A 14,147-nucleotide genomic window follows, 5' to 3' on the forward strand; every position below is an offset into this window, starting at 1 on the left:
CGCTTAAACGGCCCTTGCTGGACGACATCCCGGCCCGGGCGACCCAAAACACCCTCATTTCGAAAGGATGACCCGATGTCGATTACTGCTGAACGCAAGGCAGAACTGATCAAGGAATTCGCAACGAAGGAAGGCGACACCGGTTCTCCGGAAGTTCAGGTTGCTATCCTCACCGAACGGATCACCAACCTGACCGAGCACTTCAAGGACCACAAGAAGGATAACCATTCCCGCCGTGGTCTGCTGACGCTGGTTTCGACCCGCCGTTCGCTGCTCGACTACCTGAAGCGCATCGACGAAAGCCGTTACACGACCCTTATCGGTCGTCTGGGCATTCGCCGCTAAGCCTCATGACCGGCGGGCGTGTTTTGCGTCCGCCGCTTTTGTTTTCGCGCATGATGATGCGCCGGTTCCAAGCCGTGGCGGGCGAAGGAATCTGAAACGCGAGGCCGGGATGATGGCATTCCGGTTACGCCTGGCCTTAACGGACCTGTCATGGGGCAGGATTGCTGGCCGCTTCGATACCGGAAGCGGCGCGCTGTCTTGCCCGTGACGTGTCGAACGAAACGTTGGATCGCGTTGCGCACCTTTCAATCAGGAAAGGCGTGCGCGCATTGATTGAAGGACAAGACATGTTCAACACCCACACAGTGGAAATCGAGTGGGCGGGACGCACGCTCAAGCTTGAGACCGGCAAGATTGCCCGTCAGGCTGACGGCGCCGTTCTCGCAACCTATGGCGAAACCGCGGTTCTCGCCACCGTCGTCTCCGCCAAGGAGCCGAAGCCCGGTCAGGACTTCTTCCCGCTGACCGTCAACTATCAGGAAAAGACCTATGCTGCCGGCAAGATCCCCGGTGGCTATTTCAAGCGCGAAGGCCGTCCGAGCGAAAACGAAACGCTGGTTTCCCGCCTGATCGACCGTCCGATCCGCCCGCTGTTCCCGGAAGGCTACAAGAACGACACGCAGGTCGTGATCACCGTTCTCCAGCACGACCTTGAAAACAACCCGGACGTTCTGGCCATGGTCGCAACGTCTGCCGCGCTGACGCTTTCCGGCGTTCCCTTCATGGGCCCGATCGGCGGCGCGCGCGTTGGTTACATCAACGGCGAATATGTGCTGAACCCGCATATCGACGAAATGCCCGAAACCGCGCTCGACCTCGTTGTCGCCGGTACCGGCGATGCCGTGCTGATGGTGGAATCGGAAGCCAAGGAACTTCCCGAGGACGTCATGCTCGGCGCCGTCATGTTCGGCCACAAGGGTTTCCAGCCGGTCATCGATGCGATCATCAAGCTCGCCGAAGTCGCCGCCAAGGAACCGCGTGAATTCGAGCCGGAAGATCAGTCCGAACTCGAAGCCGACATGCTCTCCTTCATCGAAGGCGAACTGCGCGACGCCTACAAGATCACCGACAAGGCTGCCCGTTACGCCGCTGTCGATGCTGCCAAGGCCAAGGTCAAGGAGCGTTACGCACCGGCCGAAGGCGAGGAAGCGAAGTACACGGCCGAGGAAATCGGCGCTGTCTTCAAGCACCTGCAGGCCAAGATCGTCCGCTGGAACATTCTCGACACCAAGAGCCGTATCGATGGCCGTGATCTCGAGACCGTCCGTCCGATCGTTTCGGAAGTCGGCCTTCTGCCGCGCACCCATGGTTCGGCGCTGTTCACCCGCGGTGAAACCCAGGCCATGGTTGTTGCCACGCTTGGCACCGGCGAAGACGAGCAGTTCGTTGACGCCCTGACCGGCATGTACAAGGAACGCTTCCTGCTGCACTACAACTTCCCGCCCTATTCGGTCGGTGAAACGGGTCGCATGGGCTCCCCGGGCCGCCGCGAAATCGGCCACGGCAAGCTTGCATGGCGCGCGATCCGCCCGATGCTGCCGGAAGTCGAGCAGTTCCCCTACACGCTGCGCGTCGTTTCCGAGATCACCGAATCCAACGGTTCGTCCTCGATGGCGACCGTCTGCGGCACCTCGCTGGCGCTGATGGATGCCGGTGTTCCGCTGGCAAAGCCGGTTGCCGGTATCGCCATGGGCCTGATCAAGGAAGACGAGCGCTTCGCCGTTCTCTCCGACATTCTCGGTGACGAAGACCACCTCGGCGACATGGACTTCAAGGTTGCCGGCACGGAAGCCGGCGTGACCTCGCTGCAGATGGACATCAAGATCGCCGGTATCACCGAAGAGATCATGAACATCGCGCTGAACCAGGCCAAGGGCGGCCGTCTTCACATCCTGGGTGAAATGTCCAAGGCCCTTGCCGAAAGCCGCGAGCAGCTCGGCGAATACGCACCGCGCATCGAGATGATGTCGATTGCCGTCGACAAGATCCGCGACGTTATCGGTGCGGGTGGCAAGATCATTCGCGAAATCGTCGAAAAGACCGGCGCCAAGATCAACATTGACGATGACGGCACGATCAAGATCGCGTCTTCCTCGGGCAAGGAGATCGAGGCCGCCAAGAAGTGGATCCACTCCATCGTCGACGAGCCGGAACTGAACGCGATCTACGAAGGCACGGTCGTCAAGACCGCCGACTTCGGCGCCTTCGTCAACTTCTTCGGCCCCCGCGACGGTCTGGTGCACATCTCGCAGCTTGCGCAGGAGCGCGTCGGCAAGACCACCGATGTCGTCAAGGAAGGCGACAAGGTCTGGGTCAAGCTCATCGGCTTCGATGAGCGCGGCAAGGTCAAGCTGTCGATGAAGGTTGTCGATCAGGAAACCGGCAAGGAACTGGCCTGATCCGGCTGAACTTCGAAGACCGGCGCCGCCGAACAGGCGTCGCCGGGCCATGCTTCGGTGTTGCCGCTTGCAGCCACCGTTCAGGCATTGCTTTTGAAACAAGACTATCAGGCGTGAGCATAAAGCTCGCGCCTTTTTAACAGGTGCAATTCCATGTCCCGCGAAACACTGAAAACGCTGTTCCACCCCTTTGAAAGCGGCACGTTAGAACCCGTGACCGGCCGTGTTCTGTTTCTCGGTGCTGAAGCGGGGTATAGACTGCCGGATGGCTTTTCCGATGACATTGCCGCTGCGCAGCCATTCCGCTCGTTTTATAACGCGCTCGAAAAGGCCGGCATTGCTGTCGAGCCGGAAGCGGGCGAGGGGCCTTATGATCTGACGCTGATCCTGCTGACCAAGCATCGCGGCGAAAACGAGAACCGCGTGGCCGAGGCCCTGCAAAAGACCGTGCCCGGCGGCTTCATCGTGATTGCCGGCTCGAAGGAGGACGGCGTTCAGTCGATGCGCAAGCGTCTCGGCAAGCTTTTTGCCGATCTGGAAGCCATGCCGAAATATCACGGCGTTGCGCTGTGGTTTACCCGGCCTGATGACGTGAAGGCCGCGGTTGAGGCCATGACCCATCCAACCGTCGAAATCGATGGCCGCTTTACCACGGTGCCCGGGCTGTTCTCGCATGACCGGGTGGATGAGGGGTCGCGTATCCTGGCCGAGCGGCTGCCGACCGATTTTTCCGGACTTGCGGCCGATTTCGGCGCAGGCTGGGGCTATCTTTCGGCCATGCTGGCGGAAACCGCGCCGTCAACTGTCGGCATCGACCTCTACGAGGCGGACTGGCGGGCGCTTGAACGGGCAAAGGTCAATCTTCGCTCTGCCGCGCCCCAGATGCGGTTTTTCTGGCAGGACCTTGCCCTTGAGCCGGTCAAGGACCGCTATGACCTGATTATCATGAACCCGCCTTTCCACACCGGAAAGGCCGCTGAGCCGTCGCTCGGCAAGACGCTGGTCAAGGCTGCGGCCGGTGCCCTGAAGCCCGGCGGCAGGTTGCTGCTGGTTGCCAACCGGGGCCTTCCTTACGAGGATGTGCTGGCCGAAAACTGCAAGAAAAGCGGCGAGGAATATCGCAACGCCCGCTTCAAGCTGTTGTGGGGCGTGAAGTGAAATTCAATGCTCTGATACCGGAACTCGGCATCACGAGCCTTGCGGCAAGCCTTGATTTTTATGTCGGCATCATCGGTTTTTCGGTGGTCTATGACCGGCCGGAAGAAGGATTTGCCTTCCTTCGACTCGGTGATGCACAACTGATGCTGGACACGGTCGGCATGGGGCGCACCATTGGCGACGAAGCGCCGGTGCGCGGCGGCGGTATCAACTTTCAGCTCGAGGTCGACGATTTCGACGGCATTGTCGCGCGTTTGACCGCCGCCGGATGGCCTCTCCTGAAAGCGCCGGAAGAGCGCTGGTACCGCACGCTCGAGGGCGAAAAGGGGCAGCGCCAGCTATGGGTGCGCGACCCGGACGGCTATCTGTTGAGGCCGTTCAGCCCGCTCGGACAAGCGGATTGAAGCCGTTTCAGTTTTACTGCTCGCCGAGCTTGATCGACGGATCATATTCCTTGCCTTCGACCTCCTTGATCACGGCCTGGCCGCAATAGGTCTTGCCGAGGAGCGGGTCGTAGGTGAGCTGGGGCGAGCCGTGCAGCTCCCAGCCCTTGTTCAGTGCATCGGTCACCCGATGGCAGAAGCTGGAATCGTCCGGGCCGGTCAGAAAACGATAGAGTTTCATCAGCGTTCCTCATTCGCGTGGTTTGCCTTGGCGATGAGCGCTTCGGCCTGTTCAAGATGCAGGCGTTCCACCATGCGGCCGTCAAGGTCAATAACGTTATGCCCTTCCGCCTCCGGTTTCGCAAATGCCGCGACAATGGCGCGGGCTTCCGCCAGGGCTGCTTCCGACGGGCTGAAAAGCGCGTTTGCCGGATCGATCTGGCCTGGGTGGATCAGCATCTTGCCGTCAAAGCCCATGGCGCGCGCTTCCGTGCACTCTGCCTCAAACCCTGCGGTGTCGGCAAAATCATTATAGACACCGTCGATCACGGCAATGTCATAGGCGCGGGCGGCAAGCACCACCTGCATCAGCCAGGGCACCAGATAGGAGCGGCCGGAGGCGGGTGCAACACCGGTTGCCGAGCGCAAATCGTTGACGCCGACGATCAGCGCTTCCAGCCTGCCGCCGGCGGTTTCGTGCGAATAGGCGCCGGCAATGGCGGCGGCATTGACGATGCCCGCCGGCGTTTCGAGCATGACCCAGAGGCGAACGCGCAACGGTGCGCCGTTGCGGTTCAGCATCGCGCTGGCGGCCGCCACATTGGCAAGTGTTTCCACCTTGGGCAGCAGGATTGCATCCGGCTGGCAGGCCAGCGCCGTCTTCATGTCTTCCTGGCCGGCCTCGGTATCGAGCGGGTTGATGCGGATGGCTGTGGTCATGCCGGTGGGGCGGCTATGGGTGAAAAGCTGTTCCAGATTTTCGCGCGCCTCGGCCTTGCGACCTTCCGCAACGGAATCCTCGAGATCGTAAATGACGGCATCGGCGGCCAGTGTTTTCGATTTTTCGAGTGCGCGGCGGTTGACGGCGGGCACAGACAGCGCGGAGCGCCAAAGTTTGATCTCTTTCACGGCCATAATCCTAACAATATTCGGACTCATCGTCCTTTTAGTCACATCGAATTGAAGCTTTTCAAAAAAAGTGGCGGCAATCAATGAGACAAAATGGCTTTGGCCCTCTTGCGAAAGCCTGATCGACACGCCAGATTATCGAATGTGAAAGGAATTTGACGATGGAAAATATCCGCACCGTTCTCATGGCAATTGTCGGTTTGGCCGCTGTGGCGTTCGTGACTGTCTTTGCTGCTTCCATTGGCCTTGCTCTGATCGCCGTGCTTGCCGTCCTCACGGTGGCGCGAATGATCGCCTTCAAGATGAGCCATGCTGCCGTTCCGGTGCGCACCCGCGAGCGTCGCAGACGCGGTGATGATATGCGTGTCTGGGATGACGGCCGCGGCAAGATCATCGACCTGTAAAAGGGTGAAACCGCTTCTGATCCGGGTTGCCGGCTTTCCGGCCGCCCGTTGCGGCTGCGTACTCCAAAGTACAGTTTTTCGTTGAAATTGTCGGGAAAGCGCTTTAGATCGAAGCCCTGTTCTAAGCTTCAACAGCGCTGAGGGATCAAGCATGGAAAAATTCGTCAAGCTGACGGGCGTTGCCGCGCCGCTGCCGGTGGTCAATGTCGATACCGACATGATCATTCCGAAGGATTACCTCAAGACCATCAAGCGCACCGGGCTTGGTAAAGGCCTTTTCGCCGAGGCGCGTTACAATCAGGATGGCACGGAGAACCCGGATTTTGTCTTGAACAAGCCGGCTTACCGCAATGCCAAGATCCTCGTTGCGGGCGACAATTTCGGCTGCGGCTCCTCGCGTGAGCATGCGCCGTGGGCGCTGGCGGATTTCGGTATCCGCTGCGTTATCTCCACAAGCTTTGCCGATATCTTCTACAACAACTGCTTCAAGAACGGCATTCTGCCGATCACCGTGTCGCAGGCGGAACTCGATGCATTGATGGATGATGCCGAGCGCGGATCCAATGCGGTGGTCACCGTCGATCTGGAAAACCAGGAAATTTCAGGTCCCGATGGCGGTTCGGTCAAGTTCACGATCGACGCTTTCAGGCGTCACTGCCTGCTGAACGGACTTGATGATATTTCGCTGACTCTGGAAAAGGGTGACAGCATCGCAAGCTATGAATCCCGGCTTGCCGCCGAGCGTCCCTGGGCCTGACCCATTAGAGACATTGCGTTTTACTTCGAAAAAAGGCCGGTCCCTGCGACCGGTCTTTTTTTGTTATGCCCCCGCAAGCAGTCACGATTTTGCCTCCTTTCCCGCCGTCATTCCGGCCTTGAGCCGGAAGCCAGTAAGGGCCAAGTTCTTGCGCGCAAAGACTCTTTCTGAAAGCGCGCAGCAAGCGGCCCTGGATACCGGCTTAAGGCCGGTATGACGGAAGAGAGCGGGGCGAGCTTTGTCAGCAGTCTTGCCGGTCTCTGTGACCGGTCTTTTGGTTACACGCCGGTCGCTTCTCCTGCTGCTACAAAAATCAACCGCAACCTAAAATAAGTATTTTATTATCATGCAATCCATAATAGGTTTGCATGTGATGATGTGCTTATGGAGGGGAAGATGAAGTACCGTTTACTCGCATTTCCGGTTGTCCTTGTCGCGCTCATGTCGTTTGCGCCCGTCGGGCCGACGGAGCCGCAGGTTTCGCAACCGTCGATCGACGAGTGGGGGCGCGACAGGCTGGCCTGGACCTGTGAATTCGAGGATGAAGACGATGACGGTTTCGACAAGATCTGCGTCTACGACTGCTTCGGTTCGCGCAAGGAGATCAAGGTCGACAGTTTCGACGACTGCCCTTCGTCCATCAGGGATTGACTCTCGGTATGAGACGATACGGGCCGATCATGCCGGGCAGTGAAACCATTGCCCGGCACGGTCTTTCAGATCGGCACGCCGAAATGGCGCAGTCCCTCGATCACGCCGTCGGCGATTTCGCCGCTGGCCTGGTAAATCCGGTCATTGCCATCAGCCAGCTTTCTGAGCTCCTCGAAGCCATTGGCCGGGATAATGCCGCGCACGCCCGGAACCTCGAACATGGCGGCGTCATTGCCGGTATCGCCGGCCACAACAACGTCGTCATGGGCAATGCCGAGCTTATCGCAAAGCCAGGACAGGCAGGCGCCCTTGTCTGCCGCCTGCGGCAGGATGTCGAGGTCACGGTCCGATGAATAGACGAGTTTCACCGCAAGGCCGTCGGCGACAAGCGCTTCTTCTATCGCTGAAAGTCTGCTGGCTTTCGCATTGTGCAGGTACCAGCTTGATTTGAAATCGTGCTGGTAGCGAGTGGGCTGATAGCTGACATCCGGGATTTCGCCGAGGATCCGCCCCACCTTTGCTGTGTCGAAATCGGCGCCCAGATAGTCATGAAATCCGTCCACCGGCCTGTCGGCCTTGTGGTCGTGCACCATGGTGCCGACGCCGCCGATCAGGAAATCGGGCTCCGGCAGGCCCACCTTGCCGATCAGCGTGCGGATATCATCGACAAGCCGCCCGCTGTTGTAAACCAGGATCGGACGGTCGCCCTTAGGCATGGCCTCGAAGGCCTGCCGGAAGCGGGCCGTCGAACCGTTATCGCCGACAAGCGTGCCGTCGAGATCGGAAGAAAAAAGCCTGATGGTCATGCTCAGTCGCCGTCATTCCAGGGCTCTGCCCAGTCACTGTCCTGAAGCGACTGGCGCATGGGCCGGCCCTCGACCAGCGAGATCAGTTGCTGGGCAATACCGGTCCAGGTGAACAGACTGCGTGCCTTGTGCGCGCCCATGCGGGCCAGACGGTTATAGAGCCGCTGGTGCTTGAACGGTTTCATCATGATGATGCCGAGGTCATATTTGTCGAACGAATCGGCAAACAGGGCGTGGCGGCCGAAGCTGATGGCGCGATAAAGACCGCCATTGGTCGTCACCACCGTCGGCGTGCCGGAGGCCATCGCCTCGATTGCCGTCATGCCGAATGGCTCGTAGCGGCTCGACAGCACGAACATGTCGGCGGCGCGATACATGTCCGGCAGGTCTTCGTCGGAGACATAGCCGGAGAAGTGGACCTTGTCTTCCAGCTCCAGCGTTTTGACCTGGTCCTTCAGCTCGTTGAGGATCCGGGTTTCCAGCTCGTCCATATCCTCGCCGCCAACGGCAAGATGAAGCTCGGCATCCGGCACCCGTTCGACCATGACCGAAAAGGCGTCGATCAGAAGGTCGTATCCCTTGTTGGTGGCCAGCCTGCCAAGTGCGAGAACCGTCTTGCCCTTGAAGCCGAACTGTTCGCGCAGCATGTTTCGCGAGGCGGCCGAGATCGGGTAGAACCGGTTGTCGTCATAGCCCGGCGGGATCATGTAAACACGGTCTTCGCGGATGCCGTAGTCTTCGACAAGCATGTCGACCTGGATCGGCGTTGTCGCGATCACACTGTCGCAGGCGCGGTAGATCTTGTTTTCGTGCTTGATCCGTTCGGTGAAGTTGAAGTCCTTCTCGAACTGCTCCTTCTTGTCCGGATAGTCCGTTTCCATCGTCCGCTTCTTCCACAGGCCCAGCGAATGCGGGGTGTGGAGGTGAGGAATGGACAGCGCTTCGGCGAGCCTGAGACCGGCATAGCCGGCATCCCAATAATGCGAATTGATGAAATTATAGCTCAGATCATGCTCGCGCATGTAACGCAGCGCGTTTTCGCTCCATTCCAGAAGGTGCTTGTACAGATATTCCTTGGGAATGAATTCCTTGCCGCCACAGGGAATGCGCACGACGCGCACGCGTTCGTCAACCTCATCGATCTCCGGCTGGTCCTCGAAACGGCGTGTATAGATGTCGACGGAAAAGCCGAGCTGGGCGAGTTTTTTTGAAAGTTCTAGAATATAAACAACCTGTCCACCGGTGTCGGCTGCGCCAAGCGGCGGGTCCGCGGCGACATAACCGTGGGTGGAAACAAGAGCGATACTGGGAAATTTATCGGACTCGTTCATGTGAGCCATAATGGGTCCTTCCTTGCAATACGTCGGGTGACATTGCGCAACGGTCGGTTTCAATAGCTAGCATGAGAGCCGCCTGGTGTGAAATCCAAGGCAACGGAAACAGCCGGGCGCACGTCCCGCTTTTTTGCAACGCATCACCGGGGTAAAGGTTCCGAAGAAACTTGAGAAGCATGGTTTTATGTGGAAGATTTGATCCAGTCATAGCTTATGCCCTACAGGAAAAACCATGCAATATAATGACGATCCGACCGGTTTTCTGCGCTCACTGTTCGATGTCGCGGTGGCGGCCGCCGATCCGATGGAGCAGGTTTCAGCATATCTTCCCGAGCCGCCGAAAGGCCGCACCGTCGTTGTCGGCGCCGGCAAGGGATCTGCCCGCATGGCCGAGGCGCTGGAAGCCTGTTGGGACGGCCCGCTGGAAGGCGTGGTCGTGACCCGTTACGGCCATGAGGCGCCGTGCAGCAAGATCGAAATTCTCTCCGCATCGCATCCTGTGCCGGATGAAGCCGGTGAACGGGCCGCCAAATGTATCCTCGAGACCGTGTCCGACCTGACGGAAGACGATCTCGTGATCGTGCTGATTTCCGGTGGTGGTTCGGCGCTTCTGTCGCTGCCGGCGGAGGGGCTGACGCTTGACGACAAGATATCGATCAACAAGGCGCTGCTCAAATCGGGCGCCTCGATCGACGAGGTCAACTGCGTGCGCAAACATCTTTCCGCGGTCAAGGGCGGGCGGCTGGCCGCTGCGATCCATCCGGCGCGCTGCCACACGCTGCTGATTTCCGATGTTCCGGGTGATGACCCGGCAATCATCGCCTCGGGCCCGACGGTCGGCGAGACGACGACGGCGGAAGATGCCAAAGCGATTATCAGGCGTTATCGCATCGCGCTGCCGGATCACGTGGCCCAGCATCTCGATTCGCCGCTTGCCGCCTGTGTCGCGCCGGATGATCCGCGTCTTGCGCGGGCCGAAAACCACATTATCGCAACGCCGATGATGTCGCTTCAGGCGGCAGCGGAAAAGGCCGGGTCTGCCGGGCTGAACGTGCTGGTGCTTGGCGATACCATCGAAGGAGAGGCAAGCGAGGTCGGCATTGTGCATGCGGGGATTGCCGAGGCCATCCACCATCATGATGTTCCCGTTGTCCGTCCGGCCCTGGTGCTTTCGGGCGGCGAAACCAGCGTGACCGTTAAGGGCGACGGACGCGGCGGGCGCAATGTCGAGTTCCTGTTGTCTCTCGCCGTGCAACTGAATGGTCTGGACGATGTCTATGCGCTGGCCGGCGATACCGATGGCGTCGATGGACGCGAGGAGGTTGCCGGCGCCGTTATCGACCCCGACACGCTTGCGCGGGCAAGGGAAGCTGGCATCGACGCACGGGCTTCGCTGGAAAACAATGACGGCCACAGTTTTTTCGAGGCGCTGGATGACCGGGTGGTGACCGGCCCGACGCTGACCAATGTCAATGATTTCAGAGCGATCCTTGTGCTTTGAGGCATACTGAAGAGCCGCTTGCAGGTATATAAACTGCAACTTTGAGGCTCAAATGTACGTGCAGATTTACTCTTTGGTAACCATATTGCCACATTTTTTTATGAAACACGCGCCGGCGATTTCCGCCGGCCCTGCTTCATAAGTCTTTGGCTGAACTGGATTACCAATGCACCGTTTGCTGAGCGGCCTTTTCGGCCTGGGCGTTCTCGCGCTTGCCTCATGCGCATCCACCGGACATCGTGATACAACCGCACTGCAGACGGCGCTTGTGAAAACTGAAAAACCGGGTGAAACCGACAGCGGCACCCCGGAGGCGATCGAGGCCATTGTGACCGGTTCCATCGAGAACGATGCGGCGCCATTGCCGGTGCCGCTGCAGATCGCGTCGATCCACTCGCGCATTGTGCCGGGGGCGGATGCGGAGGTCGCGCAGCAGCCGGTTCATTTCGTTGCTGATGCTGCGTCGCCTTACTATCCGCTGGCTGGCCGCACCATCTATCTGGATGAGACACGCGACATCACGCTGGCGCCGAAGGAGGTCGTGCTGACCTTCGATGACGGTCCCGTACCCGCCAAGACGCCGGCGGTTCTGCAGGCGCTGGAGGCGCATGGCGTCAAGGGCCTGTTCTTCATGGTCGGGGAGATGGCGCATTACCATCCCGAAATCGCGCAGCAGGTCGTTCTTTCAGGCCAGACGATCGGCACTCACACCTATTCGCACCCCCATCTGCCGGCACTGTCATTCGCCAATGCGGTTTCCAATATCGACCGCGGGCGGGATGCGGTCGAAACGGCAACGGGAATTTTGCCGCACTTCTTCCGTTTTCCCTATCTGGCCGAAAACAAAAGTCTCGACGAAGCGCTGCAGGAGCGCGGCATGATCCCGGTGGGGATCGATGTCGATTCCCGTGATTACGAGAAGGCCACAACCCAGGAACTGGTAGACCGGATCATGGCAGGGCTCGACAAGCGCGGCGGCGGCATCGTCCTGATGCATGATCTGCAGGGCCGTACGGCGCGTGCAATCGGCCCGCTTCTCGACCGGCTCGAAGCCGAAGGCTACAAGGCTGTTCAGCTGAAATACGGTGTTCCGCCGGAGCCGAAACCCGAGACGCTGATGGCGCGTCTTGCGCGCAATGCCCGGTCTGTGCGCTGACAGTGCGTCCCGCGGTGTACCGCAACCCGGTTATCCGGCTTGAAAAGGGGCTTCCAGGGGGCTAGAACCGCGACGATCCGGCGGATGCGATTATGATCGGCCCGCCACTGATGCGCTGACCGGGGGCTTCGCTCCCATGCGGGCAGCGTGCGGGTTTCAGCAAAATGGGAGGCTTCCTTGAGCCATCGTAAACTCTTTCTTCTGCCCGGCGACGGTATCGGTCCGGAAATCACCGCGGAACTTGAAAAGGTCATCGCCTTCATGAACACGAAGGCCGATGCCGGTTTCGAGATCGAAAAGGGCCTTGTCGGCGGTTCTGCCTATGATGCCCATGGCGTCGCGATTTCCGATGACGATATGGCCCGCGCCATGGCTGCCGATGCCGTTATCCTTGCCGCTGTCGGCGGTCCGAAATGGGACAGCGTTGCCTACGATGTGCGCCCGGAAGCCGGCCTGCTGCGCCTGCGCAAGGATATGCAGCTTTTCGCCAATCTGCGCCCGGCAATCTGCTATTCGGCGCTGGCGGCCTCTTCGTCGCTGAAGCCGGAACTGGTTGAAGGCCTTGATATCCTGATCGTGCGTGAGTTGACCGGCGGCGTCTATTTCGGCGAGCCGAAGGAAGTCATCGATCTGGAAAACGGCCAGCAGCGCGCCATCGATACGCAGGTCTACGATACCTACGAAATCGAGCGTATCGCAGCCGTCGCCTTCGAACTGGCACGCACCCGCGATAATCGCGTCTGCTCGATGGACAAGCGCAATGTGATGAAGTCGGGCCTGTTCTGGAACCAGGTCGTCAATCGCGTTCACGATGAAAAATACAAGGATGTCACGCTCTCGCACATGCTGGCTGACGCCGGTGGCATGCAGCTGGTGCGCGCGCCCAAGCAGTTTGACGTGATCGTCACCGACAATCTCTTCGGCGATCTCCTCTCCGACGTTGCCGCCATGCTGACAGGCTCGCTCGGCATGCTGCCGTCGGCCTCGCTCGGCGCGGAAGATCCGGCGACCGGCAAGCGCAAGGCGATGTATGAACCCGTACACGGCTCCGCACCGGATATCGCCGGCCAGGGGATTGCCAATCCGCTGGCAATGATCGCCTCGTTTGCCATGTGCCTGCGCTACTCCTTCAACATGATCAAGGAAGCTGAAGCGCTGGATGCCGCGATCGCACAGGTGCTGGAAGACGGGCTTCGCACCGGAGACATCATGGCCGAAGGTTGCCGCAAGGTCGGAACCGCGGCCATGGGCGATGCCGTGGTTGATGCCTTTGCCAGCAAGCTGGCTGCCTGAACAATCCTTTGGCGCCGGTCCTTCCAAACCGGCGCCGATCCTCTAAATTGGTGCGGATGAAGAAAACGCACCGATCTCTCCCTGTCCCCGGCCGGTCCATGCCCCGTCTTTTCCGGAAGCGGACAATGGCGGCAACGCCGTTTTCCCTGAGCTCGACCCGCTGGCCCTGGTTTCTTTTACCGGCGGTCACCATGGTGCTCTTGTCCGTTCTGGCGCTGGACGGTCCGGTCGCTGTTGCCAGAGACGCCATGTCGGCCACTTTCCAGAAGACCGCAACGGGTCTGACGGACCTGACAACCGCACCCTGGATTTTGACTGCAAGCGGCATTGTAGCCCTTGCTGCGCTGGGTTTTGTCGCGCGGGCGCCGACAATTGCTGCCTGGTATCGCGGCGTGCGCGTTTTCCATCAGGCCTGCTATATATTTGCCACGGTTGCGCTGGCGAGTGCGACGGTCAATGTGGTGAAACGGTTGATCGGCCGGGCGCGACCGACGCTTTTCGACAGTGTCGGCGACCTGCATTTCAAGGTCGGCGGCTGGGCCTATGATTATGCAAGCTTTCCCTCCGGCCATGCCACCACCTCGGGCGCGGTGTTTGCCGCTTTGGCGCTGCTCTTTCCCCGGCTTGGTCCGGTTTTCGCAAGTCTTGCCATCTTTTTCGCCTTTGCCCGCGTTGCTGTTGGCGCGCATTATCCGAGCGATATTTCCGCAGGCATTTTTTACGGCGCCTGGATCGCGGTGCTGGTGGCTGTGATCTTTGCCCGCTACCGCCTGCTGTTCGCCATTCCGCACAAGGGGCTGCCGCAGCGGCGATGACAGAGTGCCGGTTGTCC

General features: G+C 59.7%; 15 protein-coding genes. 11 read left to right on the forward strand and 4 right to left on the reverse strand.

Annotation, left to right across the window (positions count from 1 at the left end; all coding sequences use genetic code 11):
- Positions 1-75 precede the first annotated feature (75 nt).
- From rpsO to ACHZCU_RS13755, 4 genes are all read left to right on the forward strand, one after another.
- On the forward strand, positions 76-345 hold the full coding sequence (gene rpsO / locus ACHZCU_RS13740; RefSeq protein ID WP_106303520.1) for a 30S ribosomal protein S15: 270 nt from the start codon (positions 76-78) through the stop codon (positions 343-345).
- 287 nt (positions 346-632) lie between these two features.
- On the forward strand, positions 633-2,744 hold the full coding sequence (gene pnp, locus ACHZCU_RS13745) for a polyribonucleotide nucleotidyltransferase (protein WP_106304244.1): 2,112 nt from the start codon (positions 633-635) through the stop codon (positions 2,742-2,744).
- 153 nt (positions 2,745-2,897) lie between these two features.
- On the forward strand, positions 2,898-3,902 hold the full coding sequence (locus ACHZCU_RS13750; protein ID WP_319519232.1) for a class I SAM-dependent methyltransferase: 1,005 nt from the start codon (positions 2,898-2,900) through the stop codon (positions 3,900-3,902).
- Entirely contained in the window at positions 3,899-4,306 is a 408-nt protein-coding gene (locus ACHZCU_RS13755) for a VOC family protein (RefSeq protein ID WP_106303514.1), read from the forward strand. Before ACHZCU_RS13750 ends, ACHZCU_RS13755 begins: the two co-directional genes overlap by 4 nt.
- Before the next feature lie 13 nt (positions 4,307-4,319).
- Here the strand turns inward: ACHZCU_RS13755 and ACHZCU_RS13760 are convergent, their stop codons facing one another.
- Positions 4,320-4,526: a DUF1737 domain-containing protein gene (locus ACHZCU_RS13760; protein WP_106303511.1), complete on the reverse strand. Its 207-nt coding sequence runs from the start codon at positions 4,524-4,526 to the stop codon at positions 4,320-4,322.
- Entirely contained in the window at positions 4,526-5,419 is an 894-nt protein-coding gene (locus tag ACHZCU_RS13765; protein WP_319519233.1) for a CoA ester lyase, read from the reverse strand. Before ACHZCU_RS13765 ends, ACHZCU_RS13760 begins: the two co-directional genes overlap by 1 nt.
- A 155-nt stretch (positions 5,420-5,574) precedes the next feature.
- On the opposite strand from ACHZCU_RS13765, the gene ACHZCU_RS13770 reads away from it, so the two are divergent.
- The 3 genes from ACHZCU_RS13770 to ACHZCU_RS13780 all read left to right on the forward strand — a co-directional run bounded on the left by ACHZCU_RS13770 (position 5,575) and on the right by ACHZCU_RS13780 (position 7,225).
- The gene (locus ACHZCU_RS13770; protein WP_106303505.1) at positions 5,575-5,817 is read left to right on the forward strand and encodes a hypothetical protein; all 243 of its coding nucleotides are present in this window, start codon (positions 5,575-5,577) and stop codon (positions 5,815-5,817) included.
- Positions 5,818-5,968: 151 nt separating this feature from the next.
- A complete protein-coding gene (gene leuD / locus ACHZCU_RS13775) occupies positions 5,969-6,574 on the forward strand; it encodes a 3-isopropylmalate dehydratase small subunit (protein WP_319519234.1) in 606 nt (201 codons plus the stop codon).
- 396 nt (positions 6,575-6,970) lie between these two features.
- Positions 6,971-7,225 carry a hypothetical protein gene (locus ACHZCU_RS13780; RefSeq protein ID WP_319519235.1) on the forward strand — a complete coding sequence of 85 codons (255 nt, stop codon included), beginning with the start codon at positions 6,971-6,973 and terminating at the stop codon, positions 7,223-7,225.
- 65 nt (positions 7,226-7,290) lie between these two features.
- Here the strand turns inward: ACHZCU_RS13780 and ACHZCU_RS13785 are convergent, their stop codons facing one another.
- Complete coding sequence (locus ACHZCU_RS13785; protein WP_319519236.1) at positions 7,291-8,031, reverse strand: HAD-IIB family hydrolase; 741 nt, start codon at positions 8,029-8,031, stop codon at positions 7,291-7,293.
- Between the two features lie 2 nt (positions 8,032-8,033).
- Complete coding sequence (locus ACHZCU_RS13790; protein WP_106303494.1) at positions 8,034-9,371, reverse strand: glycosyltransferase; 1,338 nt, start codon at positions 9,369-9,371, stop codon at positions 8,034-8,036.
- Positions 9,372-9,597: 226 nt separating this feature from the next.
- Here ACHZCU_RS13790 and ACHZCU_RS13795 point away from each other — a divergent pair, with 226 nt between their 5' ends.
- From ACHZCU_RS13795 to ACHZCU_RS13810, 4 genes are all read left to right on the forward strand, one after another.
- Complete coding sequence (locus ACHZCU_RS13795; RefSeq protein WP_319519237.1) at positions 9,598-10,866, forward strand: glycerate kinase; 1,269 nt, start codon at positions 9,598-9,600, stop codon at positions 10,864-10,866.
- A 166-nt stretch (positions 10,867-11,032) separates the two neighbouring features.
- A complete protein-coding gene (locus ACHZCU_RS13800; RefSeq protein WP_319519238.1) occupies positions 11,033-12,022 on the forward strand; it encodes a polysaccharide deacetylase family protein in 990 nt (329 codons plus the stop codon).
- A gap of 177 nt (positions 12,023-12,199) precedes the next feature.
- The gene (leuB, locus tag ACHZCU_RS13805; protein ID WP_319519239.1) at positions 12,200-13,315 is read left to right on the forward strand and encodes a 3-isopropylmalate dehydrogenase; all 1,116 of its coding nucleotides are present in this window, start codon (positions 12,200-12,202) and stop codon (positions 13,313-13,315) included.
- Between the two features lie 125 nt (positions 13,316-13,440).
- Positions 13,441-14,130, forward strand: coding sequence for a phosphatase PAP2 family protein (locus ACHZCU_RS13810; protein WP_319519240.1), 690 nt, complete (start codon positions 13,441-13,443; stop codon positions 14,128-14,130).
- Positions 14,131-14,147: the final 17 nt, after the last annotated feature.

The organism is uncultured Martelella sp. (genome assembly GCF_963677965.2).
GTDB lineage: Bacteria > Pseudomonadota > Alphaproteobacteria > Rhizobiales > Rhizobiaceae > Martelella > Martelella mangrovi.

Bases quoted from the DNA above. Each gene is read 5' to 3' on its own strand.
- rpsO (WP_106303520.1), top strand. From the start codon at position 76: ATGTCGATTACTGCTGAACGCAAGGCAGAACTGATCAAGGAATTCGCA.
- pnp (WP_106304244.1), top strand. From the start codon at position 633: ATGTTCAACACCCACACAGTGGAAATCGAGTGGGCGGGACGCACGCTC.
- ACHZCU_RS13750 (WP_319519232.1), top strand. From the start codon at position 2,898: ATGTCCCGCGAAACACTGAAAACGCTGTTCCACCCCTTTGAAAGCGGC.
- ACHZCU_RS13760 (WP_106303511.1), bottom strand. From the start codon at position 4,526: ATGAAACTCTATCGTTTTCTGACCGGCCCGGACGATTCCAGCTTCTGC.
- ACHZCU_RS13765 (WP_319519233.1), bottom strand. From the start codon at position 5,419: ATGGCCGTGAAAGAGATCAAACTTTGGCGCTCCGCGCTGTCTGTGCCC.
- ACHZCU_RS13770 (WP_106303505.1), top strand. From the start codon at position 5,575: ATGGAAAATATCCGCACCGTTCTCATGGCAATTGTCGGTTTGGCCGCT.
- leuD (WP_319519234.1), top strand. From the start codon at position 5,969: ATGGAAAAATTCGTCAAGCTGACGGGCGTTGCCGCGCCGCTGCCGGTG.
- ACHZCU_RS13780 (WP_319519235.1), top strand. From the start codon at position 6,971: ATGAAGTACCGTTTACTCGCATTTCCGGTTGTCCTTGTCGCGCTCATG.
- ACHZCU_RS13785 (WP_319519236.1), bottom strand. From the start codon at position 8,031: ATGACCATCAGGCTTTTTTCTTCCGATCTCGACGGCACGCTTGTCGGC.
- ACHZCU_RS13790 (WP_106303494.1), bottom strand. From the start codon at position 9,371: ATGGCTCACATGAACGAGTCCGATAAATTTCCCAGTATCGCTCTTGTT.
- ACHZCU_RS13795 (WP_319519237.1), top strand. From the start codon at position 9,598: ATGCAATATAATGACGATCCGACCGGTTTTCTGCGCTCACTGTTCGAT.
- ACHZCU_RS13800 (WP_319519238.1), top strand. From the start codon at position 11,033: ATGCACCGTTTGCTGAGCGGCCTTTTCGGCCTGGGCGTTCTCGCGCTT.
- ACHZCU_RS13810 (WP_319519240.1), top strand. From the start codon at position 13,441: ATGGCGGCAACGCCGTTTTCCCTGAGCTCGACCCGCTGGCCCTGGTTT.